The sequence below is a fragment of the Cupriavidus numazuensis genome, from assembly GCF_905397435.1.
GTDB classification, from domain to species: domain Bacteria; phylum Pseudomonadota; class Gammaproteobacteria; order Burkholderiales; family Burkholderiaceae; genus Cupriavidus; species Cupriavidus numazuensis.
This window is the reverse complement of sequence record NZ_CAJPVI010000001.1, coordinates 74,848-100,501: the sequence shown is the minus strand read 5'-3', so window position 1 is coordinate 100,501 and position 25,654 is coordinate 74,848. Positions and strand designations below refer to the sequence as shown.

The following is a 25,654-nucleotide window of genomic DNA, read 5'->3' as shown; positions in this document are numbered from 1 at the left end:
GCGCTGCGGCACCGTGTTCGCGCCAGGCGGCCGTTCGCCATGGGTGGGGGCAAGGCGCTTCCGGTAAGATATGGGGCTCCGGTGTTTGCGCGCGTGCGCTACCGCTTGGCGCCCGTGAAGGATCCAGGGCCGGGCGGCGGCATGCCGGCAGTCACCTCACATCACACACATTGCTTCATGCAGCTTCTGAACATCTACAACACGCTCGCGCGTGAGAAACAGCCTTTCGTGCCGATCGAACCGGGCAAAGTCCGCATGTATGTGTGCGGCATGACCGTGTACGACTACTGTCACGTTGGCCACGCGCGCGTGATGGTGGTGTTCGACATGGTGCATCGCTGGCTGCGCGCCGCGGGCTATGACGTGACCTTTGTCCAGAACATCACGGACATCGACGACAAGATCATCCGCCGCGCCGCCGAAAACGGCGAGACCATTGGCCAGTTGACCACGCGCTTCATCCAGTACATGCATGAGGATGCCGACGCGCTGGGCATCGTGCGCCCCGACCACGAGCCGCGCGCGACCGATTACGTGCCGCAGATGCTGGACCTGATCGGCAAGCTGGAAGCCAAGGGCCTGGCCTATCAAGCCACCGACGGCGACGTGAACTACTCGGTGCGCAAGTTCGACGGCTACGGCAAGCTGTCCGGCAAGTCGCTGGAAGATCTGCGCGCCGGCGAACGCGTGACCGCCAACGACGCCAAGCAGGACCCCCTCGATTTCGTACTGTGGAAGTCGGCCAAGGAAAGCGAGCCGCCTGAAAGCAAGTGGAATTCGAAGTGGGGCATGGGCCGCCCGGGCTGGCACATCGAATGCTCGGCCATGAGCTGCACGCTGCTGGGCGAGCATTTCGACATCCACGGCGGTGGCGCCGACCTGCAGTTCCCGCACCACGAGAACGAGATCGCCCAGTCCGAAGGCGCGAGCGGCAAGCCGTTCGTCAATATGTGGATGCACAACGGCTTTGTGCGCGTGAATGACGAGAAGATGTCGAAATCGCTCGGCAACTTCTTCACCATCCGCGAAGTGCTGAAGGAATACGACGCGGAAGTCGTGCGTTTCTTCATCCTGCGCGCGCACTACCGCAGCCCGCTGAATTACAGCGATGCGCACCTCGACGACGCACGCCATGCGCTGACCCGGCTCTACACGGCGCTCAAGGACACGCAGCCCGGCGGCTATGCCGTGGACTGGGAAGAGGCGCATGCAAAGCGCTTTGCCGAAGCCATGTGCGATGACTTCAACACGCCGATCGCGGTGTCCGTGTTGTTCGACCTGGCCAGCGAAGTCAACCGTACCGGCTCTTCCGTGGCCGCTCGCCAGCTCAAGGGGTTGGCCGGCACGCTGGGCCTGCTCGAACGCGACCCGCACACGTTCCTGCAAGGTGGCAAGAAGTCCGACGGACCGACGCCGGATGAAATCGAAGCACTGATTGCTGCGCGCAAAACTGCCAAGGCCGAGCGCAACTTCGCCGAAGCGGACCGCATCCGCGCCGAACTGCTGGCCGCGGGCATCGTGCTGGAAGACAAGCCGGGCGGCGCGACCGAATGGAGGCGTGCTTGAACGCTGCCGCGCGCAAGCCCGCCGCACCGTCCAAGACCACCAGCGCCCGTGCCGCCAAGGGCAGCGCAAAGGAAGGGAAGGTCGCGCTGCCGGAGGCCGAGGCATTGCCGCTGCCGGTCGAGACCGTCATCGACGCCGTGCGTCCAGCCTATTGGGATGAGGCCTGCGCCGACCTGATGAAGCGCGATCGGATCCTGCGCAAGATGATCCCGACCTATGGTCCGGCGCATCTGGTGTCGCGCGGGGATCCATTCATCACGCTCGCGCGCTCGGTCGTCGGCCAGCAGATTTCCGTCAAGGCGGCGCAATCGGTCTGGGAGCGGCTGGTGGCCGCATGCCCCAAGCTGACGCCGGCACAGTTCCTGCGAGCGGGTCCGGAGAAGCTGGCTGCGTGCGGGCTGTCGCGCCGCAAGGCGGAATACATCACCGACCTGGCCGACCACTTCAAGGCCGGTCGCGTTCACGTGAATGAATGGGCGGTGATGGACGATGAAGCGGTTATCGCCGAACTGACGCAGATCCGCGGCATCGGTCGCTGGACGGCCGAAATGTTCCTGATGTTCAACCTCATGCGGCCCAACGTGCTGCCCCTGGACGACATCGGGCTGATCAATGCGATTTCGGCAAATTACTTCAGCGGCGAGCCCGTGACCCGTAGCGAAGCGCGCGAAGTCGCGGCAAACTGGGAGCCCTGGCGAACGGTAGCCACATGGTATATGTGGCGGAGTCTCGATCCGCTGCCGGTGACGTATTAGGCATAGCCGTAAGAAAAAGTAGCTGCAGGTGCAGTAAAGGCTATCTGCCCGGCGCAAAGATAGCGGCTAAATTCCGGTAGAATGCGCCCCTTCACAGACAGGTACGTGTGATTTTATGAAAACCACCTTCCTGGATTTTGAGCAGCCCATTGCCGAACTCGAGGCAAAGATCGAAGAACTGCGTTTTGTGCAGGACGATTCGGCTGTCGATATTTCCGAAGAGATTTCGCGGCTGGCCGGCAAGAGCCAGCAGCTGACCAAAGACATTTACGCCAACCTGACCCCGTGGCAGGTTGCGCAGATTGCCCGCCATCCGCAGCGCCCGTACACGCTCGACTACGTGCGCGAAATCTTTACCGATTTCCACGAGCTGCATGGCGACCGCACCTTTGCCGACGACCTTTCGATCGTCGGCGGCCTGGCCCGCTTCAACGGCCAGTCGTGCATGGTGATCGGCCACCAGAAGGGCCGTGACACGAAAGAGCGCGCCCTGCGCAATTTCGGCATGCCCAAGCCCGAGGGCTACCGCAAGGCCAAGCGCCTGATGGAACTGGCCGACAAGTTCGGCCTGCCGATCTTCACGTTCGTCGACACGCCGGGCGCGTTCCCCGGCATCGACGCCGAAGAGCGCGGCCAATCGGAGGCGATCGGCCACAACCTGTATGTGATGGCCGGCCTGAAGGTGCCCCTGATCGCCACCATCATCGGCGAAGGCGGCTCGGGCGGTGCCTTGGCCATTGCCGTGGGCGACGTGGTGCAGATGCTGCAATTCGCGACCTACGCAGTGATTTCGCCCGAAGGCTGCGCGTCGATCCTGTGGAAGACCGCCGAGAAGGCCCCGGAAGCCGCGGAAGCGCTCGGACTGACCGCGCATCGCCTGAAGGCGCTGGGACTGATCGACAAGATCGTGAGCGAGCCGCTGGGCGGTGCCCATCGCGACGTCAAGGGCATGGCCGCCATGCTAAAGCGTTCGCTGGCCGAATCCTTGCGCCAGTTCCAGGGCGTGAGCGTGAAGGAGCTGCAAGCGCGCCGCTACGAGCGCCTGCTGGCCTATGGCAAGTTCAAGGAAACCGGCGCCCAGGAGTGATCCGTCCGATCGCCTGACCGACAAGGTCGCACAGGCTCTTCAGGCCAGTGCGGCCTTTGTTGTTTCTGGCGGGGCGGGCGCAAGCGCTACCGACATGGTGGTGGCCGTGGCGCTGTCGGGCGGCCGCGACTCGGTGGCGCTTCTCCATGCCGCGCAGGCGGCCGTGTCCGCGTGGCGCCTGCCGGCCCGCGTGGTCGCCCTGCATGTCCACCATGGCCTGCAAGCCCAGGCCGATGAGTGGGATGCATTCTGTGCGGCACTGTGCGCGCGCTGTGACCTCGGTTACTTCGTGCGCCGCGTGTCGGTGCAGGCCGGCACGGGGGAGGGCATCGAGGCCGCTGCCCGCCGCGCCCGCTACGAGGCACTCGGCGACATGTGCCGTGCGAGCGGTGCACGCCTGCTGCTGTTCGCGCACCACCTCGACGACCAGGTCGAAACCGTGCTGCTCCGGCTCTTTCGCGGCGCGGGCGTGGCCGGTATGGCCGGCATGCCCGCGATGCGAAAGCTCGATGAGGCGGCCGACATCATGCTGTTGCGGCCGTGGCTGGAAGTGCCGCGCGCCGACATCGACAGCTATTGCGCCGTCCATGGGCTTGCTTGGATCGATGACCCGTCCAACGACAGCACGCGCTATGCGCGCAATGCCTTGCGTGCGCAATTGCCGCTGCTGGAGCGGGATTTCCCGGCACTGCGCGCGAGCGTTGCCCAGGCCGCCACGCACTTTGCCCAGGCAGCCCGCATGCTCGATGATCTCGCGGGCACCGAACTGGCGCGGCTGGCCGCGCCCGGACGCGATCCCGACACGCTTGCGGAACTCGACCTGCGAGGGCTGCGCGCGCTACCTGGCTCCCATGCCGATGCCGTGCTGCGTCTCTGGCTGCGCGACCTCGGCGCACGCGCGCCATCCACGGCCCGGTTGGCAGCCATGCGCGAACAGTTGCTCGACCACGGCGGTGGCGAGCCGGCCATCGCCCATGACGACCTGGTGCTGCGCAGATTTCAGGGCAGGGTGCTGGCCTGCGTGCGCGAGCCGGATTCGCTTCCGGCGGCGCAGGTGCTGACCTGGCGCGGCGAGCCGCGCATCGTGGTACCCGCGTGGCGCGGCGAACTGCGCTTCACGCGTGACGATACGTTCGGCGTGCCGGAGGCTGTGCTGCAGCAGCCGCTGCGGATCGCGCAGCGCACTGGCGGCGAGCGCATCGTGCTGCGGCCCGGCGGCCCGGCGCGCGCGCTCAAGCAGGCTTATCAGGAGGCCGGCGTACCGCGCTGGCGCAGGTGCTGGCTGCCGCTGCTGTGGGCCGGCGACACACTTGTCATGGCGGCAGGACTAGGCATGCACCGGCGCTGGACAGCCGCGCCGCACGCGCCGCGCTGGCGTGTCGAGTGGGTGCAGGCAGCCGCTTGCACACGCAGCAACTAGCCAGCATTTTTCAGCGTCAACATCACATTCCATCCCCTCGCAAAGCCACTGCGCCTTGCCTGATGGTCGCGGTTCGTGTATTTTCAAGAGCTTTGCACAATCGCTGGCGTCGACAAGAAGATGGCTCTCATCGTTCACAAATACGGCGGCACTTCGATGGGTTCCACGGAACGCATCAAGAATGTCGCCAAGCGCGTGGCCAAGTGGCACCGCGCCGGTCACCGCGTAGTCGTGGTGCCTTCGGCCATGTCAGGCGAAACCAATCGCCTGCTGGGACTCGCCAAGGAAATTTCGGCACAGCCGAATCCGCGTGAGCTGGATATGCTCGCCTCGACCGGCGAACAGGCCAGCGTCGCGCTGCTGGCCATCGCGCTGCATGGCGAAAATATCGACGCGGTCAGCTACACGGGCTGGCAGGTGCCGGTGAAGACCGATTCGTCCTATACCAAGGCGCGTATCGAGTCGATCGACGACGAGCGCATCCTCGCCGATCTCGACGCGGGCCGCGTGGTGGTGATCACCGGCTTCCAGGGCATCGACGACGACGGCAACATCACGACGCTGGGCCGTGGCGGCTCGGATACCTCGGCAGTGGCCATCGCCGCCGCGATCGAGGCCGATGAGTGCCTGATCTACACCGACGTGGATGGCGTCTACACGACCGATCCGCGCGTGGTCGAAGACGCGCGCCGGCTGGACAAGATCACCTTCGAAGAAATGCTGGAAATGGCCAGCCTCGGCTCCAAGGTGCTGCAGATCCGCTCCGTGGAGTTCGCCGGCAAGTACCGCGTGAAGACCCGCGTACTCTCGTCGCTGACCGACCCGCTTATGCCGCTCGAGAACGAAATCAACTCGGGCACGCTGATCACTTTTGAGGAAGATTCCAACATGGAAGCCGCCGTTATCTCGGGCATCGCCTTCGCCCGTGACGAAGCCAAGATCACCGTTCTGGGCGTGCCGGACAAGCCGGGCATCGCCTACCAGATCCTGGGCCCGGTCGCCGACGCCAACATCGACGTCGACATGATCATCCAGAACCAGTCGGTGGACGGCAAGACCGACTTCACGTTCACCGTGCCGCGCGGCGACTACCAGCGCACGCTGACCCTGCTGACCGACAGCGTCAAGCCGCACGTTGGCGCCGCCAACGTTTCGGGCGACCCGAAGGTGTCGAAGGTGTCGGTGGTGGGCGTGGGCATGCGCTCGCACGTGGGCGTCGCCAGCAAGATGTTCCGCACCCTGTCGGAAGAGGGCATCAACATCCAGATGATCTCCACCTCGGAAATCAAGATCTCGGTGCTGATCGACGAGAAGTACATGGAACTCGCCGTGCGCGCGCTGCACAAGGCGTTCGAACTGGAACAGGCCTGATCCGTTCGAAAGGTAAGGACTTCTGGCGACGCCGAGAATTTTTGTGTTGAGTTATCGATTTTTCGTTGACTAACCAGGAAGGTGTCGCTAGAATTTGCGCTTCGTTGTTCGGCTCCCTCGAACAACGCAAGTTTGGGAGACGTGGCCGAGAGGTCGAAGGCACTCCCCTGCTAAGGGAGCATCTGGGCCAAAACCTGGATCGAGGGTTCGAATCCCTCCGTCTCCGCCACTACATCTGTATTGGCGGCGAACCCCGGAAGATCGCGGTCTTCCGGGGTTTTGTTTTTTGTGCGGCTGTTTTTTCGGTGGGCGCATCACTTCGACGCAAATTCAGACAGTGCAATGCATCGGACACGCGTGCATGCGCAGCTCGTCTGTGGCGCGTGCTCTCCCCACATCTTCGATACGCTACCGCGCACGCGGTACACCGGCACACTCCTTGCTGCCTTCGCTGTCAATGTCCAACAGCGGAGAAAGGTATGACTTCCAGCAAGGACCACAAGCCCCGCGAGCGCAGCACCGCCGCGCACACCAACCCAGGTGTGCGCACCGACCGCAAGGCGAACGAGATCCGCAGCCGCAGCGAGGATCCCGGCCAGAGCAGCTATGGCGGATTCAAGAACGAGAATCCCGGCAAGCAGCACCAGTCCACCCCCGATACGCCGCCCAAGCGCCAACGCTGAGCGGCTGCTTGATGTCCACGCAGACGGGAGCATGAACCCATGGAACAGGAACAGCGCATCACGGGCCCCAAGGGCTATGTCCGTTCGGATGAACGCATTCACGACGATCTCTGTGGCCGCCTGGCCTATTCGGACCGACTGGATGTCCACGACGTCGAGGTCACGGTGTCCAGCGGCGTGGTGGCATTGAGCGGGACGGTGGAAGATCGCTGGCAGAAGTACTGCATCGAGGAGATTGCGGACCATGTCCTCGGCGTCAAGGATGTCGACAACCGTATCCGCGTAGCTTCCATGGACGGCGCCGCTGCGCAGCGCACGCAGTATGGGCTGGCAGGGCAGTTGGGCAAGGCCGGGCAAACGGCAAGCCAGAACGTGGCCGGCGCGGAGCATGTAAGCGGCTTGAGCGCCAGCGGAAGCTCGACGGGCTCGTCCGCCAGCAGCTATGCCGGCGGCCTTGAAACCGGCAAGGGCACTGCCGCCGGCGGTGCCGACTCTTATGGCGGTACCACGTCGCCGGGCAGAGGTGCCCCCGACGCGACCACGCCGCGCTGATCTGCTGAGGCGACTACCACTTGAATACCACGGCAGCGTTGCCGTGGTATTCCCATTGCAATACTTGCAGCGCTTCCGGTCAAACCTGCAATCGCGCATGGCCGGCGCCACTTCCCGGCCGCGTGCCCGGCAACCCACTGGGTGGCGTCTGCCGACGCGTTAGACACCTGACGGAGCTGTGCGGTAATGCAGTCCCGCGCGCTGGACGCTGCGCATAGTCAACGCAGTGGCGCGGGTTCTGCAAATACGCGCAGGATTTCGAGCGCCGGCCGGTTCGCCACCAGCTGGCTGAATCCGGCCTCAAGATCCGCAACGGCCAGGCGCGGATAGGGCAGGGAGGTTTGCAACATGGCCAGCGCCTCGGCGCCCGGATCATCGATGACGTCCATGCGGTCGATATGGATGTGCAGGCTCGCGATCCGGGGGTGCTCGTCCGTCCCGGTGAAACTCAGGCGGTAGTAGCCGCGGCCAACGCGCAACTTGCTTGCCGCCGTCTCGCGCATGGCGACCAGCCACGGGATCGTCATGGCGCCGTCTTCCCATGATTGAGCATCGCCCAGGTAGTACGTGCGGCAACGGTCGAAGGTGAGCGCAAAGTCCGATACGAGCGTCTTCGCGATGGCCGCTGCGCCTTCCGTCTTCGACGGAAAGCTGATGGCGTCGGTATTGAGTGAAATCGTCAGCGACGCATCTAGCGCGAACGCCTGGTGGATGATGTCGGGCTGATTGTTGTCCTTGGCTTCGATGTACTGATTCAGCAAGGCTTCTGCCGCAGCGGGTGCGATCGTGGTCACGATGATCTCCAGGTCAAGGAAGAGGCGCGGGTAGCGGGCTGTTCCGATACCGGTTGCGCACGTTTGCTAGAATTTGATGCAAAGCTTGCTTAAAAAGCTAAGTGGAGCATACCGTGGCGTCCAAATTGTCCAGCACGTCCAGCAAGACCCTGACCATCACCAATCCGGCCTGCCTCGTCGACGGCTCCGATACCGAGTTCCGCCATCTCGTCAATGGCCTGCTGCCCTTTGCAGCGCGCCTGCTCACGGTGCGCGATGGCTTCGGCAGCCTGATCGGACTCACCGGCGTACAGTATTCGCTGATCCGGTCGATCGCGCACCTGTCCCAGCAGGGCGACGTGACCGTGAACCAGCTTGCCGATCACCTGCACCTGAGCGGGCCCTTCATCACGATCGAAACCGGCAAGCTCAAGAAGCTCGGCCTGATCGACAAGAAGGCGGACCCCGAGGACCGTCGCAAGATGCGGCTGACGATCACGCCAGCCGGCACCAGGCTGCTTGGTGAACTGCTGCCTGTGCAGCAGCGCATCAACGACGTGTTGTTCGACGGCGTCACGCGCACGGAGTTCAAGGTGCTGTGCTCCATCGTCGATCGCCTCGTCGCCAACGGGGACCGCGCTGCGCTCGATCTCGATCACCTGCACGCGCGCCGGCAGGCAGGATAGCCGGCGCCGCGCCGCCACCATCAGTGGTCGGCCCACTGGATCGTGCGCAGGTCGATGCCTTCCTTGTGCATGTCCCACAGCGGGCTCAGTTCACGCAGCTTGCCTACCGTAGCGTTGACAACGCGGATGACCTCGTCGACCTCCGCCTCCGTCGTAAAACGGCCCAGTGTGAAGCGGATCGAGCTATGCGCGAGTTCGTCGCTGCGGCCAAGCGCACGCAGCACGAATGACGGCTCCAGAGACGCCGACGTGCACGCCGAGCCCGATGACACCGCCACGCCTTTAATCCCCATGATCAGCGATTCGCCTTCGACATAATTGAAGCTGACGTTCAGGTTGTGCGGGATGCGCTCCGCAAGGCTGCCGTTGACGTAGACCTCTTCAAGCTGCGTGAGGCCGGCGAGCAGCCTGTCGCGCAGCGCGCCGACCCGGCGCGCTTCCTCCTCCAGTTCAAGCCGCGCAATCCGGAACGCTTCGCCCATGCCGACGATCTGGTGCGCCGGCAGCGTGCCCGAACGCATGCCGCGCTCGTGACCGCCGCCGTGGATCTGCGCTTCGAGCCGGATCCTGGGTTTGCGGCGCACGTATAGCGCGCCGATGCCCTTGGGACCGTAGACCTTGTGCGCGGTCACGGTGAGCAGGTCGATCTTGAGCGCTTCAAGGTCGATTGCAATCTTGCCGGCAGCCTGCACCGCGTCGCAGTGAAAAACGACGCCCTCGGCGCGGCAGATCTCCCCGATTTCCGCCACTGGCTGGATCACGCCAATCTCGTTGTTGACCATCATCACCGACACCAGGATGGTGTCCGGGCGCATCGCGCCGCGCAGTGCATCGAGGTCGATCAGGCCATCTTCGCGCACATCGAGATACGTTACCTCGAATCCCTGGCGTTCGAGTTCGCGGCAAGTGTCGAGCACGGCCTTGTGCTCGGTCTTCACCGTGATGATGTGTCGCCCTTTGCCACGGTAGAAATGCGCCGCACCCTTGATGGCGAGGTTGTTGCCCTCCGTTGCGCCGGAGGTCCAGACGATCTCGCGCGGATCGGCATTCAACAGCGCGGCGACATGGGCGCGTGCGGTTTCCACGGCGTCTTCCGCGTGCCAGCCATACGCATGACTGCGCGAGGCCGGGTTGCCGAAGTGCTGGTGCAGGAAGGGAACCATTTTCTCGACGACGCGGACATCGACCGGCGTGGTCGCGCTGTAGTCCATATAGATCGGGAAGGTCTGGGGCTCGGCTTGCATGATGTTTCTGCTCTGGTGTCGGTAGGACGGGGCACGCGGCGAACGAAGGCTCGTGCGATGGCGCGGGCCGAGTCTAGCACCGGGATCGCGAAAATTTCCGACGCTCCATGCCGGCGATAGGGTTGTTGTCCGGTCATCGGCACACGCACGCCACGGCTCGCCGGTCAGTCGAAAAAGCCCGGAAATCCTTGTCTGGAAAGGTTTTCCGGGATGCATGTTTTCGCCGTTGACACAGCTTGCATCCGTCGCCTAGGTGTTTCCACTAACTTGAATAGCCAAATTTATTAGCGTTGAATAATATCTAACAAACAAAGCTAACAACGAAAGCAAACGAGTCAGGTCGACAACATGCGTAGGAGTAGTGATGTCTGAGTCATCCGTTGTGGGCGGTATCGATCCCGATGCCCAACGCCATTTCCGCAGCACGCTGGCCATGTTCGCCACCGGTGTCGCCGTCATCACCGCGCCGCGGGAGCAGGGCTCGCCTGTGGGCATCACGGTGGCGTCGTTCAATTCCGTGTCGCTGGACCCGCCGCTGATCCTGTTCTCGGTGGACCGCCGTTGCCAGAGCCTGGACGACTTGTGCGCGACGCCGCGCTACGCGGTGAACGTGCTGGCCGAGGCGCAGCAGGATATCTCGAACCGTTTTGCCCGTGCGAACTCGGGCAAGTGGGAAGGCATCGACTTCGGCGCACGCGATGCGGCGAACCACGTGCTGCTGCCCGATGCGCTGGCCACGTTCGAGTGCGAGCCGTATGCACAGCACGATGGCGGCGACCACGTGATCTTCATCGGACGCGTCATTCGCCACCAGGCCCGGCAGGACGGGCGCCCCCTGATCTTCTTTGGCGGCAAATACCGCGCGCTGGATCCCAGCCCGGCTGCCGCCTGATTCCACCACAAGCACCCAATCCAGCAGTCACCAGGAGAAAGAACATGGTCAAGACCGGTACCCAGCATATCGCTATGCTGCGCGATGGACGCGAAGTCTATCTGGACGGCAGGCGCGTGACCGATGTCACCACGCATCCCGCCTTCCGCAATTCGATCGGCAGCTACGCGAGTCTCTATGACTTCCAGGCGCGGCCAGAGAACCTCGACCGGATGACATTCCAGCCAGAGGGCTCACCCAACCAGGTCAGCCGGATCTGGCAACTGCCAACGAGCTACGACGAACTGGTGCAGCGCCGCGATGCACTGGAGGCCTGGACCGAATTGCACTACGGCTTCATGGGCCGTTCGCCCGATCACGTCGCATCGTGCATTTCGGGCATGTACATGGGTATCGATGTGTTCGAGCAGGCCGATCCGAAACGTGCCGGCGCGCTGCGCGACTACTACCGCTATGCGCGTGACAACGATCTGTTCCTGACCTATGTGATCGTGAACCCGCAGGCCAACCAGTCGAAGTCCGCGCATGAGCAGGAAGACAAGTTCCTGGCCGTGGGCATTGTCGACCAGGACGCGGAAGGCATCACCGTGCGCGGCGCGAAGATGCTGGCCACCAGCGGCATCATGGCCAACGAGGTGTTCTGCAGCTGCATCCAGCCGCTGCGCGAAGGCGACGAGATGTATGCGCTGTCGTTCGCGATCCCGATGAACACCAAGGGGCTGAAGGTGATGTCGCGCAAGTCATACGAGGCCAACGCGACGTCGGTGTTCGACAACCCGCTCGCGAGCCGTTACGACGAGAACGACGCGGTGCTCTATTTCGACGACGTGAAGGTGCCTTGGGAGCGCGTTTTCGTCGCCGGCAATGTCGCGATGTGCGCAAAGCAGTTCCACGCCACGCCGGCGCACAGCTACCAGAACTACCAGTGCCAGGTGCGGCTGATGGTCAAGCTGCGCTTCCTGGTCGGCATCGCGCACAAGATCACCGAAGTCAACGGCACCAGCAATTTCCCGCAGGTCAAGGAGATGCTCGGCCAACTGGCCGCCGAGGCTGGCATGGTGGAAGCGTGGGTCTATGCGATGGAAGCCAAGGGCCAGATGGTCAACGGCTACTACGTGCCGGACCGCAGCATGCTGTACGGCTCGCAGGTGCTCACACAGCAGCTCTACGCCAAGGTGCTCAACACGCTGCGCGAGCTGGCCGGCGGCGGCATGATCATGCTGCCCTCCAGCATCGATGACTTCGCCAACCCGGTGCTGGCCGAGATCATCGGCAAGACGCAGAAGTCACCGGTCTGCAGCCCGGAAGAGCGCGTCAAGTTCTTCAAGCTCGCGTGGGACGCCGTGGGTTCCGAGTTCGCATCGCGCCACAACCAGTACGAGATGTTCTATGCCGGCGCGTCCTTCGTCACCAAGGGCCATGCCTACCGCACGTACGACTGGAAACGCGCCGCGCACCTCGTCGACAACATGCTCGGCAGCTATTCGCTCGAAGCGGAACTGGGCGCCACCGCACGCGCTGCCTGAGGCCGGTCCTTCCCCCCTACTGAAGATCCACCCCACAAGGAGATGATCATGGCGATCAACAAGCTTCACGACGAATTCCACACGCTGGACCTGCAGTCCGGCTGGGAAGTGCCGCACGGCTATCCGGCCGGCATCCAGCAGAAGATCCTGTCCGGCGAACTCGACGAGCCGGGCCGCAGCGGCAGCCGCACGCGCCTGCTGCGCTTCGAGCCGGGTGTCTTCACGACCAAGCCGTTCGTGCACGAGTACTGGGAAGAGGTCTACCTCATCAGCGGCGACCTGACTGTTGGCAACGACGCGGAAGGCGAGGGTGGCGAAGCGTTCGTACCCAACACCTACGCATGCCGCCCGCCCGGCGCATTCCACGGCCCGTTCAAGTCGAACACGGGCTGCATGCTGCTGGAAATCCACTACTACGACCCGGCCTGATCATGACTGCCACCGTACGAGCCGCCTTGCGGCAACTGGCTGACGGCAGCGCGAACGCCGCGTCGCTGCTGGCGTCCTGCGTGGAGCGCATCTGCAACCCGGGCGGTGAAGGCGCACGCGTCTTTCCGCACGGCGTGAGCATGGCCGCGTGCAAGCAGGCGCATACGAGCGACTTGCTGCGCGAGTACGGTATCGCCGGTCCGCTCGCAGGGGTGCCCATCTCGGTCAAGGACCTGTTCGATGTGCAAGGCGATGTGACTCGGGCCGGTGCGCGCGTACTGCCGGAGCGTCCGGCCGTTGCCGACGCGGCGGTCATCGCACGGCTGCGGGCGGCTGGTGCGGTGCTTGTCGGGCGGACCAACATGACCGAATTCGCCTATTCGGGCGTCGGCATCAACCCGCACTACGGCACGCCGCGCAATCCGTACGACCGTACGTCGGAACGCATTCCGGGCGGCTCGTCGTCGGGCGCCGCGGTGTCGGTGACCGATGGTATGGCGCTCGCCGCGATCGGTTCCGATACGGGCGGCTCGTGCCGGATTCCGGCGGCACTGTGCGGCATTGCGGGGTTCAAGCCCACGGCAAGCCGTATTCCGCTGGACGGCGCGGTGCCGCTGTCGTCGAGCTACGACTCCGTAGGCTGCCTGGCCAATTCGGTCGCGTGCTGCGCCGACATCGACGCGGTGATGGCGGGCGAGGATACGACGCCACTGGCCGCTGCGCCGCTCGCCGGGCTGCGCCTGGCCGTACCGGTCGGGCTCGTCTTCGAAGGCGTCAGCGATGAAGTGGCCGAGTCGTTCAGCCGTGCATTGCGGCAGCTTTCGGCCGCCGGTGCGCGGTTGCAGGATGTGCATTTCGACAGCTGGGACCAGCTTGCCGAACTCGGCGCCAACGGCGGCCTGGTAGCCGCCGAGGCCAGCGCGTGGCATGCGGAACTGCTGTCGGAACAAGCCGGCGCCTACGACCCGCGTGTGCTGTCGCGCATCCGCCTGGCCGATGCGCAGCGTGCTTCGGACTACGTGCGCTCGCTCGGCCGCCGGGCCGCGTTGTGCCGACAGGCCGATACGGAGCTGGCTGGCTTTGACGCCGTTGTGCTGCCGACTGTACCGATCGTCGCCCCACGGATTGCCGACCTCGACGATGACGAAGCGTTCTTCCGCATCAACCGGCTGCTGCTGCGCAACCCGGCCATCGCCAACATGCTGGACCTTTGCTCGCTGTCGGTGCCGTGCCATCGCCGCGGCGAAGCGCCGGTGGGCCTGATGCTGTTCGGTCGCCGCCTGAGCGACCGGCGGCTGCTGGCGATCGGTATGGCGGTGGAAGCCGCCCTGCAACGGTAGTCACAACGTATTCAGATTCCTCAAGAGAATCCAACCTGGAGTAGACAACATGCCTGCAATGCCTGCAATGCGAATGGGCGCGGCCGTCCTGGCCAGTGCCATGCTATGTGCCGCCCCTGCGAAGGCCGCGGAATCGCCCCGGATCAGTGACGGGGTCGTCAAGATCGGTGTCCTCACCGACATGTCATCGATCTTCTCCGACATCGGCGGCAAGGGCTCGGTCGTGGCCGCGCAGATGGCCGTGGAGGACTTCGGCGGCAAGGTCCTGGGCGCGCCCGTACAGGTCGTCAGCGCCGATCACCAGAACAAGACCGACGTGGCTGCCACACTGGCGCGCGGCTGGTTCGACAACCAGAAGGTCGACGTGATCCAGGACGCGCTGCCGTCGTCGGTGGCACTGGCCGTGTCCAACCTCGGCAAGCTCAAGCACAAGATCGTCATGGCGAGCGGCGCTGGCACCACGCGCCTGAGCAACGAGGACTGCTCGCCCTACACGGTCCAGTATTCCTACGACACCTACGCGTTCGCCGCAAACACCGTCAAGGCGCTGACGAAGGCGGGCGACAAGAGCTGGTACTTCCTGACGGTCGACTACGCGCTCGGCGCATCGCTTGAGAAGGATGCGACCGACGCGCTGTCGGCTTCGGGTGGCAAGCTCGCGGGCAAGGCGAAGCACCCGATCAATTCGGCGGACCTGTCCTCGTACCTGCTGCAGGCGCAGGCATCGGGCGCGAAGGTCATCGGGCTCGCCAATGCCGGTGCCGATACCGTCAACGCGATCAAGACTGCCGCGGACTTTGGTATCGGCAACGGCGGCAAGCAGAAGCTCGCGGGGCTGCACATGTTCATCAGCGACATCCATAGCCTCGGGTTGCAGGCCGCGCAGGGCATGCTGCTCACGACGTCGTTCTACTGGGATCGCGATGATGCGACGCGCGCGTGGTCAAAGCGCTTCTTCGAGCGAACGAAGCGCATGCCGACGCTCGTCCACGCCGGGGTGTACTCGTCGACGCTGCACTACCTCAAGGCCATCCAGGCCGCGCAGACCGACGACAGCGACGCCGTCATGGCGAAAATGCGCGACACGCCCGTCAACGACTTCTTCGCGAAAGACGGCAGGATTCGCGCCGACGGCCTGATGGTGCACGACATGTACCTGGTCGAGGTCAAGCGCCCGGAAGAATCGAAGCGTCCGTGGGACTACTACAAGATCAAAAGCGTGATTCCCGCGAACGAAGCATTCCGCCCGCTCAGCGCCAGCGCCTGCGCACTCGTGCACAAGTAAGCACTGTCCGTTCATCTCTCGAAACAGGATTCCGCCCCATCATGAAAACACTCAACTTCAATATCGACAGCCGCGATGCCCGTGACTGCGGCGCAAGCCGTGCCTTCAACATCCGCCAGCTCGTCGTCGCCGGATGGACCGGACGCGACGTCGCCGCCATGGAAGCCCATATTCGCGAACTGGAAGAACTCGGCGTCAAGCGTCCGCCATACACGCCGGTCTTCTATCGCGTAGCCGCCGAGCGTCTCGGCGCGCCCGAGCAGATCCAGGTCAGCGGCCAGGCCAGCAGCGGGGAAGCGGAGTTCCTGCTGGTGAAGGATGGCGGCGAGGTGCTCGTCGGCATCGCATCCGACCATACCGACCGTGAGGTGGAAACCTACGGCATCACCGTGTCCAAGCAGATGTGCGAGAAGCCTTGCGCTGCGACGCTGTGGCGCCTCGCTGATGTGGAGGGCCACTGGGATGCACTGATGCTGCGCTCATACGCGACCATCGACGGCGAGCGCGTGCTGTACCAGGAAGGCCCGGTGACGGCCATGCGGGCGCCCGCCGATCTGATCGCGCGGTTTGCCGAACATGGCGGCGAGTTTGCGGATGGCACCGCGATGCTGTGCGGCACCTTGCCGGCGATCGGCGGCATCCGGCCGGCCCAGCGCTTCGAGATCGAGCTGGAAGACCCGATCCTGGGCCGCACGCTGCGACATGGCTACGAAGTCGTCTCGCTGCCGGTGCAGGGCTGATGCGCGCCCAGTATCGCGGGATTCCGCCACACTTCACCGGATCCGTCCATGCTTCATGAAGATCTGATACTCGAAACCCGCAGCCTGGCGAAGTCCTTTCGGGGCTTCACCGCCGTGAACGGGGTCAACTTGCGCGTGCGCCGCGGCTCGATCCATGCGCTGATCGGGCCCAACGGCGCCGGCAAGACCACCTGCTTCAACCTGCTCACCAAATTCCTGGAGCCGACCACCGGCACCATCCTCTTCAACGGCATCGACATTACGCGCGAAAAGCCCGCGCAGATCGCGCGCCGCGGTGTGATCCGCTCGTTCCAGATCTCGGCCGTGTTCCCGCACCTGACGGTGATGGAGAACGTGCGTATCGGGTTGCAGCGCCAGCTTGGCACTGCGTACCAGTTCTGGCGCAGCGAGCGTTCGCTCGACGTGCTCAACGACCGCGCGATGGAGCTGCTCGACCAGGTCGGCCTGACCGAGTTCGCGCAGACCGTCACGGTGAACCTGCCGTACGGGCGCAAGCGCGCGCTGGAGATCGCCACCACGCTTGCGATGGAGCCCGAGCTGATGCTGCTCGACGAGCCGACGCAGGGCATGGGCCACGAGGACGTCGATCGTGTCACGCAGCTGATCAAGAAGGTGTCGGCGGGCCGCACCATCCTGATGGTCGAGCACAACATGAACGTGGTGTCGTCGATCGCCGACAAGATCACGGTGCTCCAGCGTGGCGCCATCCTGGCCGAAGGTCCGTATGCGGAAGTCTCGAAAGACCCGCGCGTGATGGAGGCCTACATGGGCACCGCCGACGCCGAGTTGCAGGGCGCGCACTGAGGAGGCCATCGACAATGACGACATCCAACGTACCCGCGCTCGAAATCAAGGACCTGCACGCCTGGTACGGCGAATCGCACATCCTGCACGGCGTGGACCTGACCGTGAACCGCGGCGAGGTGGTCACGCTGCTGGGCCGCAATGGCGCGGGCCGCACCACGACGCTGCGCGCGATCATGGGCCTCACTGGCGCGCGCAAGGGCTCGATCAAGGTCAACGGCCACGAGACCATTGGACTGCCCACGCACAAGATCGCGCACTACGGCATCGGCTACTGCCCCGAAGAACGCGCGATTTTCTCTAGCTTGTCGTGCGAAGAGAACCTGATGCTGCCACCGGTGCTCAAGGGCGCGGACAGCAGCAAGGGCATGAGCGAGGCCGAGATCTACGAGATGTTCCCTAACCTGAAGGAGCGCCGCCAGAGCCAGGGCACGCGTTTGTCGGGCGGCGAGCAGCAGATGCTCGCCGTAGGCCGCATCCTGCGCACGGGCGCGAACCTGCTGCTGCTCGACGAGATCTCGGAGGGCCTTGCGCCGGTGATCGTGCAGGCGCTCGCGCGCATGATCCTGATGCTCAAGAAGAAGGGCTACACGGTGGTGATGGTGGAACAGAACTTCCGCTTCGCCGCGCCGCTGGCTGACCGTTTCTATGTGATGGGGCACGGCGGCATCGTCGAGCGCTTCGCAGCGAGCGAGCTGCAGGCCAAGATGCCGGTGCTCAATGAATTGCTGGGCGTATAAGGAGCCATAGGGGACATTTCATGGAACTGTTCAATATCCCGCTTTCCGCGCTGCTGTCCCAGCTTTTGCTGGGGCTCGTCAACGGCGCGTTCTATGCAATGCTGAGCCTCGGGCTGGCCGTGATCTTCGGCCTGCTCAATGTCATCAACTTTGCGCACGGCGCACTGTTCATGCTCGGCGCGCTGCTCGCGTGGGCCGGCATGGCATACGCCGGGCTCAGCTACTGGGCCATGCTGTTGCTGTCGCCGCTGGTGGTCATGGCGCTCGGTGTCGTCATCGAGAAGACGATGCTGCGCTGGATCTACAAGCTCGATCACATCTACGGTCTGCTGCTCACGCTCGGTATCACGCTCGTGATCGAAGGCGTGTTCCGCTCAGCGTATGGCGTCTCGGGGCTGCCGTACGCGCCGCCTGCCGCGCTGCAAGGCGCAACCGACCTCGGGTTCATGCGCTTGCCCAACTACCGCGCCTGGGTCGTGGCCGCATCGCTCGGGGCATGCTTCGGCACGTGGTACCTGATCGAGAAGACCAAGGTCGGCAGCTTCCTGCGCGCCGGCACCGAGAATGCCAAAGTCGTGGAAGCGTTCGGCGTCAACGTGCCGCTGATGGTCACCATGACCTACGGCTTCGGCGTCGCGCTGGCGGCGTTTGCAGGCGTGCTGGCCGCGCCGGTGATGCAGGTATCGCCGCTGATGGGGCAGAACCTGATCATCGTCGTCTTCGCGGTGGTGGTGATCGGCGGCATGGGCTCGATCACAGGATCGATCGTGACCGGTCTCGGGCTTGGCGTGATCGAAGGCCTGACCAAGATGTTCTATCCCGAAGCATCTTCGACCGTGGTGTTCATCATCATGGCGCTGGTGTTGATGGTGCGCCCGGCTGGGCTGTTCGGAAAGGAGAAATGATGCAAGAACCATCGATGATGGCAGTGGTGCTTCAGCCGCAGGCGCCTGTGTGGCGCGTGTCGAAAACGGCGTTGTACGGCCTGCTTCTGGTTGCACTGGTCTCGGCGCCATTCGCCGGCGCGTATCCGGTATTCGTGCTGAAGGTGCTGTGCTTCGCGCTGTTCGCGTGTGCGTTCAACCTGCTGATCGGCTACACGGGGTTGTTGTCGTTCGGGCACGCCGCGTTCCTGGGCGGCGCCGGCTATGTCGCGGGACATGCGATGAAGGCCTGGGGGGTGACGCCGGAAGTGGGGCTGCTGCTCGGCACGGGCACCGGCGCGCTGATCGGGCTGGTGATGGGTATGCTGGCCATTCGTCGCCAAGGCATTTATTTCGCGATGATCACGCTGGCGCTCGCACAGATGCTGTACTTCCTCTGTCTGCAGGCACCATTCACAGGAGGCGAGGATGGCCTGCAAGGCATCCCGCGCGGCCGGCTGTTTGGTGTGCTGTCGCTGGAGAACGACCTCACGCTGTATTACGTGGCACTGGTCATCGCGGTGGCGGCGTTCGTGCTGATCGTCCGCACCGTGCATTCTCCGTTCGGCCAGATCCTGAAGGCGATCAAGGAGAACGAGCCGCGCGCGGTGTCGTTAGGCTACGACGTGGATCGCTTCAAGCTCGCCGCATTCGTGCTGTCGGCCGCGCTGTCTGGCCTGGCCGGCTCGCTCAAGGCGCTGGTGCTCGGCTTCGAGACGTTGACCGACGTGCATTGGTCAATGTCAGGCGCCGTGATCCTGATGACGCTGGTCGGTGGCCTCGGCACGCTTGCCGGGCCGATTGTCGGCGCGTTCGTGATCATCGCGCTGGAGAACAAGCTCGGCGATATCGGCAGCTATCTGGCCGCGGCAACTGGTGTGGAGTGGTTCAACGGCCTCGGTGAATCGGTATCGATGGTGACTGGCCTGATCTTCGTGCTGTGCGTACTGGCGTTCCGCAAGGGCATCGTCGGACAGTTCAGCGGGGGAGGGCGCGAACGCGGATAGGGGGGCATAGGCCTCATGCACGCTTGACGCCCTTCTCGAGCAGCAAGGCGGTATTGACCAGCGCGATATGCGACAGCGCCTGCGGAAAGTTGCCAGCCATGCGGTGCCTGGCAGTGTCGTACTCCTCCGACAGGAGACCGACGTCGTTGCGCAGCAGGAGCAGTCGCTCGAACAGTTCGTGCGCTTCCTGCCAGCGCCCGGCCATGGCATAGGCGTCCGCGAGCCAGAAGCTGCAGGCAAGGAAGGTTGGCTCGCTACCGGGCAGGCCGTCCTCGGTACGGGACGGCAGGTACCGGCGCACCAGCCCGTTCGCGAGCAATTCCTTCTCGATGGCCTCGATCGTGCCAAGCATGCGCGGATCCTTGCCATCGATGAAGCCCACCATCGGCAGCAGGAGCAGGCTTGCATCGGTGGTGTTGCCGCCATAGGTCTGGACGAAGCTGTTGCGCTTTGTGCTGAAGCCGTTCGCCAGCACGTCGGCGTGGATGGCGTCCCGCACCGTGCGCCAGCGCGATGCCGGACCTTGCCAGTCGTGCATCTCGACGGTCTTGATGGCACGGTCCAGTGCGACCCACGCCATGACCTTGGAAAACGTGAACGGCTGCGGTCCGCCGCGAACTTCCCAGATGCCCTCGTCCGGTTGCTGCCAGATGGCGGCGAGATGGTTGACCAGCGCGCGCTGCAGCGCCCACGAATCGCGATCACGGGGCAAGCCGCCGAGGCGCGCCTGGTACAGCGCATCTATGAGTTCGCCGTAGACATCGAGCTGGAGCTGGGTCGCGGCCAGGTTGCCGACGCGGACTGGCCGGGCGCCTTTGTATCCCGGCAGCCAGTCCAGTTCCCATTCCCACAGGTGGCGCTCTCCGCCGACGCCATACATGATCTGGGCCTGCTCGGGGCTGCCTGCGACCGCGCGAGTGAGCCAGCCCTGCCAGGCCTGGGCTTCGTCGTAGTAACCGGCAGCCATGAGCGCCAGCAGGGTTCGGGTTGCGTCGCGCAGCCAGCAGTAGCGGTAATCCCAGTTGCGCACGCCCCCAGGCGCTTCGGGCAGCGATGTGGTGGGAGCCGCGACGACGCCGCCGGTCGGCCAGTAGGTCAGTGCCTTGAGGGTCAGCAACGAGCGCCGGACTGGCCCTCTCCAGTCGCTGCCGACCTTGCACCGGCCAGACCAGTCCCGCCACCAGCGCTCCGTTCGTTCCAGTTCCAGGTGTGCATCGAGCGGGGGCGGTTCGGCAAGGTGCGAAGGACAGTAGGTCAGCACGAACGGCTTCATCTCGCCGGCTTTGATCTTGAACTCGCAGGTCGTGGCCAGCCCCTTTCCTTGCAGCGGTTCGGGCGAGCGCAGGATGGTCATGGCGGGCCCCGCCACCGCACGGATGCCGTCGTTCTGTTCCAGGCGCGTCACCCAGGGCACCGTCGCGCCGTAGTCGAAGCGCAGCGTCAGGTCCATTTTCATGTCGACCGTGCCGCTGCGGCCGCATACGATGCGGACGAGGTCCGAACGCTCCCCGCAGTTGGCCATGCCATGGCGGATCGGCATGAAGTCGATGACCGACGCTACGCCTTGCGGATGGACGAAGACGGTTTCGAGGACAACGGTCCCGGGCAGATAGTGGCGCCGGCTCCGGCCACCTCGGGCTGCCGGGGCGATCCGCCAGCGTCCGTGCTCGCGCGTGCCCAGCAGCGCGGCCAGGCAGGCTGCCGAATCGAAGCGGGGCAGGCACAGCCAGTCGATGCTGCCGTCGCGGCAGACGAGTGCCGCCGTCTCGCAATCGCCGATCAGTGCGTAATCCTCGATGGAAGCAGGCACGGCAGTCCGGACTCTTGTTGTTGGGCCAGCCGGCCCACACGCGTGGACCCGCCTGTCTTGTTGGAGGCCCACGGGAAGTCATGGTTCCGTCACGTAACGATGGCCGGACAGGCCGTGCATCCCAAATGCCTTCCTGTGCACGCTGCGTGACGTTGCGCACCGCAGGTCACGACATGGCGTGACGTCAGGCGGGCTTCCACACCGGCGATGCCGCCACCGTCACCTTGCGTGGCAGGATGCCCTGTGCAGTGAAGGCATCGGCAATGCGCTGCTGTTCGTCGAGCGCCAGGGTATCGACGGGCTGGACGTGATACGTGCGCCGCTGGTTGGCGGCCTCGACCGTCGCGGCGTCCAGCCCGATCAGCGGCGCATGCCAGGCCGCAGCCTGCCCGGGGTTGGCTTTGATCCATTCGCCGGCGCGGCGCAGTTCACCATAGACCAGCGCCAGCACGTCCGGCCTGCGCTTTGCGTAAGGCGTGGCGGCCAGGTAGAAGCGGCGGTAGCTCGACAGCTTCGTGCCATCGCGCAGGATGCGCGCATTGGCCTGGCGCTGCACGGCGGCCAGGAACGGGTCCCAGATGACCCAGGCGGCCACGCTGCCGCGCTCGAATGCGGCGCGCGCGTCGGCGGGCGTGAGGTAGGCCGGTTCGATGTCACGCATCGTCAGGCCGGCTTCGGCAAGCACTTCCAGCAGCAGGTAGTGGGCGCCGGCGCCTTTCGCGAATGCCACGCGTTGTCCCTTCAGTTGCGCGAGCGAGCGGATCGGCGAATCCTGCCGTACGACGATGGCCTGTGCCGTCGGCGATGCCGATTCGATCGCGTAATACGTCATGCTGGCGCCCGCGGCCAGCGCAAACGGCGGCACGGCGTCGGCGACATCGGCGCTCAGGTCGAGATTGCCGACGTTGAGCGATTCGAGCAGTGGCAGGCCAGAGGTAAATTCGTGCCACTGCACGTTGACCTTCAGCGGCGCCAGCGCGGCTTCGAGGGTCTGGCGTGACTTCAGCCAGATCATCAGCGTCGAGGATTTCTGGTAACCGATGCGCACCGTCTCGGTGTCGGCGGCCAGTGTGATGGCCGGCAGCGCGGCGGCGCCAAGGCTTGCCATGCCGGCGAATACGATACGGCGGCGGGTAGGGTCGGACAGGGATGACATGCGGGTGTTCCTTCGTTCTGGGCAGCCTGCCAGCGTAAGCGCGGTGCCGGCGCGCGCGAACGAATGATGTCGCCTATGTTTATGCGAAGGCCGCCTATGTTGCGGGTGCGCGGATTTCCGCGCCTGCACGGGCTTTTCGCCGATGCGGCACCACCTCGTCCCGCCCGCTACAATGCGCGCTGAACCCCGTTTCACACATAACAAAGAACCCGATGACTTACATCGTTGACGCCGTCGACGAGGCGCTTGGCCTGCTGATGCTGGTGGCCGAGCATCCGTCCCTGGGCGTGACCGAGCTCGCGCGCCGGGCCGGGCTGACCAAGGCGCGCGCGTTCCGGCTGCTGAGCACGCTCGAGCATCGCGGCATGATCGCGCGCGAAGCGCCGGCCGCGGTCTACAAGCTCAGCTATAACGCCTTGCTGGTCGGCAATGCCGCGCGCGAGCAGGTCGACCTGATCAAGCTCGTCACGCCGAGCCTGGCCGCGCTGGGCGCCGCCTGCGGCGAGAACGTGATCGTGCGCGTGCGCGACGGACTGGAATCGGTCTGCGTGGCGCGCCATGAATCGTCGCAATCGGTGCGCGTGCATACCGAGGTCGGCAACCGACGTCCGCTGCACGTGGGGGCGTCGGGCAAGCTGTTGCTCGCCTACGGCGGCGACGTGCTGATCGATGCGGTGCTGGCCAACGCCCTGCAGCGCTTCACCGACAAGACCATCGTCGATCCGCAGGCGCTGCGCGACGAACTCGCGGCCATCCGTGCTGCGGGCTATGCGGTGTCGCTCGGCGAGCGCGAACCGGACGCCGTGTCCGCCGCGGCGCCGCTGCGCGACCACAGCGGCAGCACCGTCGCCTCGCTGAGCATTGCGAGCCCGGCCAGCCGCACGACGCAGGAAGTGCTGGACCGCCACGTGGCCATGGTCGTCGAACAGGCGGCCGTGTTGTCGCGCTCGCTCGGCTACACGGGCACCTGATCCTACCGGCCGGCAGGCCAGCAGGTTGCCGCAGCGGCGGCAACAAACTCCCGATTTCCTCCCTCCCTCACCCCGGCCACGACGTGTTGCCGGGGTGCCTCCCTTTTGGCTCGTGCGTTGCAACACGGGCTGACTCACTCTTCGTTTGTTCACTTCGGTAGCGGGTAAACCCTGCTTACTCGTGCCACTTCTTTGTCTTATTCTTCGATACACAGTATCACTGAATGAAACAATGTTTCAGCAAACGAAAACTACGACCCCTGCAGGAGGCCGCCGTCACGGGGCGGCCATGCTCGTTCTGGCGGGCATGCTCGTGTTTGCCGGCGCGGGTCCGGCGCGCGCGGCGGACTTGCGCATTGGCTACAAGGCGGAAATCAGCGCTGCGGATCCGCATGTGCTGGACGCGGCGGGACGGAATCTCTGGGGCCATGTCTACGAGACGCTGGTCGGCCTGGATAACGAACTGCACCCCGTGGCCCAACTCGCCACCGGCTGGCGGCAAGTGGACGCACGCACATGGGAGTTCCAGCTTCGCCCGGGCGTGCGCTTCAGCAACGGCGAGCCGTTTACCGCCGAAGATGCGCGCTATTCGATCGAGCGCGCACGGCATCTGGCTGGCGCGCGCACGTTCCGCACGTACCTGAAATCGATTGCCGAAGTGCAGGTCACCGGGCCGCTGACGCTGCGTGTCGTGACGCGCACGCCTAACCCGGTGCTGCCGCAGAACGTGGGACTCGTGGCGATGCTGCCGCGCTCGCTTGGCGGCGCGGTGAAAGAAGCGGACTTCGCCACGGGCCGGGCGGCCATCGGCACGGGTCCATACCGTTTCGTCGCGTGGGAGCATGGCCAGCAGCTCACGTTTGCGCGCAACCCGACCTACTGGGGTGGGCTGGAGCCTTGGGGTCACGTGATCTTCCAGTTCATCGCCAAGGAGCCGGCGCGTGCCTCGGCGCTGCTGTCGGGGCTGGTGGACATGATCGACGCGTCGTCGGCCAGCATTGCCGATGCCTTCACGCGTACCAACGGGCGCATCCGCACCGTGTCGGCCACGTCGTACATGCTGAATTACCTGCAGCTCGACCAGGCGCGCAAGGTGTCGCCCTACGTGAGCGACAACGAAGGCAAGCCGCTGGCCGCCAACCCGCTGCGCGACGCAAAGGTGCGCCAGGCCATCAGCGTGGCGATCGACCGCGACCTGATCGCCGCGCGCGTGACCAAGGGCGATTCCGTGCCGGCCGGCCAACTCGTGCCGCAGGGCTTCTTCGGCTTTGCACGCGCCGTGGCCGCGCCGCACGGCGACGCGGCGCTAGCCCGCCGGCTGCTTGCCGAAGCCGGCTATCCGTCGGGCTTCCGCCTGACGCTGCATTGCCCCAACGACCGCTACCTGAATGATGCCAAGACCTGCGAGGCGATCGGCCAGATGCTGACCCGCGCCGGCATCCGGACCGAGGTGCGCACGTTGCCCTATTCGGTGTACATCACGCGCGCCACGTCGGGCGGGGAGGGCGGCAAGCCGGAGTTCAGCGCCTTCATGCTTGGCATCGGCGCGGTCAGCGGCGATTCGTTGGAACCGCTGGTGGCAGCCGCCCACTCGCAGGACAAGAAGGCCGGCCTGGGTGCCAACAACCGCAGCGGCTATGCGAACGCCGCCGTCGACACGCTGGTCGATGAAGCCATGCGCACGATGGACCCGCCCGCGCGCGAGCAGGTGCAGCGCCAGGCGGCCGTGACGCTGGCCGAAGACGTTGGCGTGGTGCCGCTGCACCACCTGCGCGCGACTTGGGCCTACCGCAACGGCCTGGCCGTGAAGCCGCGCAGCGATGGCTTCACCTACGCCATGAACATTCGACCGGCCGCACGCCCCTGAGGCACC

Annotated in this window: 24 protein-coding genes and 1 tRNA gene; 21 read left to right on the top strand and 4 right to left on the bottom strand. The window is 64.8% G+C overall.

Annotated elements, in window-relative coordinates; all coding sequences use genetic code 11:
* Positions 1-177: 177 nt before the first annotated feature.
* From cysS to KHO41_RS41760, 8 genes are all read left to right on the top strand, one after another.
* Complete coding sequence (gene cysS / locus KHO41_RS00470; protein ID WP_211951347.1) at positions 178-1,566, top strand: cysteine--tRNA ligase; 1,389 nt, start codon at positions 178-180, stop codon at positions 1,564-1,566.
* A complete protein-coding gene (locus KHO41_RS00465) occupies positions 1,551-2,321 on the top strand; it encodes a DNA-3-methyladenine glycosylase family protein (RefSeq protein ID WP_211951346.1) in 771 nt (256 codons plus the stop codon). Before cysS ends, KHO41_RS00465 begins: the two co-directional genes overlap by 16 nt.
* A gap of 115 nt (positions 2,322-2,436) precedes the next feature.
* Complete coding sequence (locus tag KHO41_RS00460; RefSeq protein WP_211951345.1) at positions 2,437-3,408, top strand: acetyl-CoA carboxylase carboxyltransferase subunit alpha; 972 nt, start codon at positions 2,437-2,439, stop codon at positions 3,406-3,408.
* A complete protein-coding gene (gene tilS / locus KHO41_RS00455) occupies positions 3,374-4,828 on the top strand; it encodes a tRNA lysidine(34) synthetase TilS (RefSeq protein ID WP_244873669.1) in 1,455 nt (484 codons plus the stop codon). Before KHO41_RS00460 ends, tilS begins: the two co-directional genes overlap by 35 nt.
* Before the next feature lie 120 nt (positions 4,829-4,948).
* The gene (locus KHO41_RS00450; protein ID WP_211951344.1) at positions 4,949-6,199 is read left to right on the top strand and encodes an aspartate kinase; all 1,251 of its coding nucleotides are present in this window, start codon (positions 4,949-4,951) and stop codon (positions 6,197-6,199) included.
* 135 nt (positions 6,200-6,334) lie between these two features.
* Positions 6,335-6,428, top strand: a tRNA-Ser gene (locus KHO41_RS00445).
* A gap of 250 nt (positions 6,429-6,678) precedes the next feature.
* Positions 6,679-6,882, top strand: a complete 204-nt coding sequence (locus KHO41_RS00440; RefSeq protein WP_211951343.1) for a hypothetical protein — start codon at positions 6,679-6,681, stop codon at positions 6,880-6,882.
* Positions 6,883-6,921: 39 nt separating this feature from the next.
* Positions 6,922-7,434 carry a BON domain-containing protein gene (locus KHO41_RS41760; RefSeq protein WP_211951342.1) on the top strand — a complete coding sequence of 171 codons (513 nt, stop codon included), beginning with the start codon at positions 6,922-6,924 and terminating at the stop codon, positions 7,432-7,434.
* 218 nt (positions 7,435-7,652) lie between these two features.
* Here the strand turns inward: KHO41_RS41760 and KHO41_RS00430 are convergent, their stop codons facing one another.
* Positions 7,653-8,228 carry a hypothetical protein gene (locus tag KHO41_RS00430; RefSeq protein WP_211951341.1) on the bottom strand — a complete coding sequence of 192 codons (576 nt, stop codon included), beginning with the start codon at positions 8,226-8,228 and terminating at the stop codon, positions 7,653-7,655.
* Between the two features lie 113 nt (positions 8,229-8,341).
* Here KHO41_RS00430 and KHO41_RS00425 point away from each other — a divergent pair, with 113 nt between their 5' ends.
* Positions 8,342-8,893 (top strand): MarR family winged helix-turn-helix transcriptional regulator, encoded by a 552-nt coding sequence (locus KHO41_RS00425; protein WP_244873668.1) that lies wholly within the window; start codon positions 8,342-8,344, stop codon positions 8,891-8,893.
* A 20-nt stretch (positions 8,894-8,913) separates the two neighbouring features.
* Here KHO41_RS00425 and KHO41_RS00420 read toward each other — a convergent pair whose 3' ends face one another.
* Complete coding sequence (locus tag KHO41_RS00420; protein ID WP_211951340.1) at positions 8,914-10,137, bottom strand: IscS subfamily cysteine desulfurase; 1,224 nt, start codon at positions 10,135-10,137, stop codon at positions 8,914-8,916.
* A gap of 364 nt (positions 10,138-10,501) precedes the next feature.
* Here KHO41_RS00420 and KHO41_RS00415 point away from each other — a divergent pair, with 364 nt between their 5' ends.
* From KHO41_RS00415 to KHO41_RS00370, 10 genes are read left to right on the top strand one after another with little or no spacing between them, the layout of a single operon-like run.
* Positions 10,502-11,029 (top strand): flavin reductase family protein, encoded by a 528-nt coding sequence (locus KHO41_RS00415; protein ID WP_211951339.1) that lies wholly within the window; start codon positions 10,502-10,504, stop codon positions 11,027-11,029.
* A gap of 44 nt (positions 11,030-11,073) precedes the next feature.
* Positions 11,074-12,555: a 4-hydroxyphenylacetate 3-hydroxylase family protein gene (locus KHO41_RS00410; RefSeq protein ID WP_211951338.1), complete on the top strand. Its 1,482-nt coding sequence runs from the start codon at positions 11,074-11,076 to the stop codon at positions 12,553-12,555.
* 48 nt (positions 12,556-12,603) lie between these two features.
* Complete coding sequence (locus KHO41_RS00405) at positions 12,604-12,984, top strand: cupin domain-containing protein (protein WP_211951337.1); 381 nt, start codon at positions 12,604-12,606, stop codon at positions 12,982-12,984.
* A 2-nt stretch (positions 12,985-12,986) separates the two neighbouring features.
* Positions 12,987-14,324 carry an amidase gene (locus KHO41_RS00400; RefSeq protein ID WP_211951336.1) on the top strand — a complete coding sequence of 446 codons (1,338 nt, stop codon included), beginning with the start codon at positions 12,987-12,989 and terminating at the stop codon, positions 14,322-14,324.
* Between the two features lie 58 nt (positions 14,325-14,382).
* Positions 14,383-15,609 carry an ABC transporter substrate-binding protein gene (locus KHO41_RS00395; protein WP_211951631.1) on the top strand — a complete coding sequence of 409 codons (1,227 nt, stop codon included), beginning with the start codon at positions 14,383-14,385 and terminating at the stop codon, positions 15,607-15,609.
* 41 nt (positions 15,610-15,650) lie between these two features.
* Positions 15,651-16,349, top strand: coding sequence for a DUF2848 domain-containing protein (locus tag KHO41_RS00390; RefSeq protein WP_211951335.1), 699 nt, complete (start codon positions 15,651-15,653; stop codon positions 16,347-16,349).
* A 48-nt stretch (positions 16,350-16,397) separates the two neighbouring features.
* Positions 16,398-17,174 (top strand): ABC transporter ATP-binding protein, encoded by a 777-nt coding sequence (locus KHO41_RS00385; RefSeq protein WP_211951334.1) that lies wholly within the window; start codon positions 16,398-16,400, stop codon positions 17,172-17,174.
* Positions 17,175-17,188: 14 nt separating this feature from the next.
* The gene (locus KHO41_RS00380; protein ID WP_211951333.1) at positions 17,189-17,914 is read left to right on the top strand and encodes an ABC transporter ATP-binding protein; all 726 of its coding nucleotides are present in this window, start codon (positions 17,189-17,191) and stop codon (positions 17,912-17,914) included.
* 20 nt (positions 17,915-17,934) lie between these two features.
* Positions 17,935-18,819, top strand: coding sequence for a branched-chain amino acid ABC transporter permease (locus tag KHO41_RS00375; RefSeq protein WP_211951332.1), 885 nt, complete (start codon positions 17,935-17,937; stop codon positions 18,817-18,819).
* Between the two features lie 17 nt (positions 18,820-18,836).
* Positions 18,837-19,844, top strand: coding sequence for a branched-chain amino acid ABC transporter permease (locus tag KHO41_RS00370; protein ID WP_244873680.1), 1,008 nt, complete (start codon positions 18,837-18,839; stop codon positions 19,842-19,844).
* 13 nt (positions 19,845-19,857) lie between these two features.
* On the opposite strand, the gene KHO41_RS00365 is transcribed toward KHO41_RS00370, so the two are convergent.
* Both KHO41_RS00365 and KHO41_RS00360 read right to left on the bottom strand, forming a co-directional pair.
* Positions 19,858-21,654 (bottom strand): glycoside hydrolase family 15 protein, encoded by a 1,797-nt coding sequence (locus KHO41_RS00365; RefSeq protein ID WP_211951331.1) that lies wholly within the window; start codon positions 21,652-21,654, stop codon positions 19,858-19,860.
* Between the two features lie 184 nt (positions 21,655-21,838).
* Positions 21,839-22,810: an aliphatic sulfonate ABC transporter substrate-binding protein gene (locus KHO41_RS00360; protein WP_211951330.1), complete on the bottom strand. Its 972-nt coding sequence runs from the start codon at positions 22,808-22,810 to the stop codon at positions 21,839-21,841.
* A gap of 212 nt (positions 22,811-23,022) precedes the next feature.
* On the opposite strand from KHO41_RS00360, the gene KHO41_RS00355 reads away from it, so the two are divergent.
* Positions 23,023-23,781: an IclR family transcriptional regulator gene (locus KHO41_RS00355; protein WP_211951329.1), complete on the top strand. Its 759-nt coding sequence runs from the start codon at positions 23,023-23,025 to the stop codon at positions 23,779-23,781.
* Between the two features lie 289 nt (positions 23,782-24,070).
* Positions 24,071-25,648, top strand: coding sequence for an ABC transporter substrate-binding protein (locus tag KHO41_RS00350; RefSeq protein WP_244873667.1), 1,578 nt, complete (start codon positions 24,071-24,073; stop codon positions 25,646-25,648).
* Positions 25,649-25,654 lie beyond the last annotated feature (6 nt).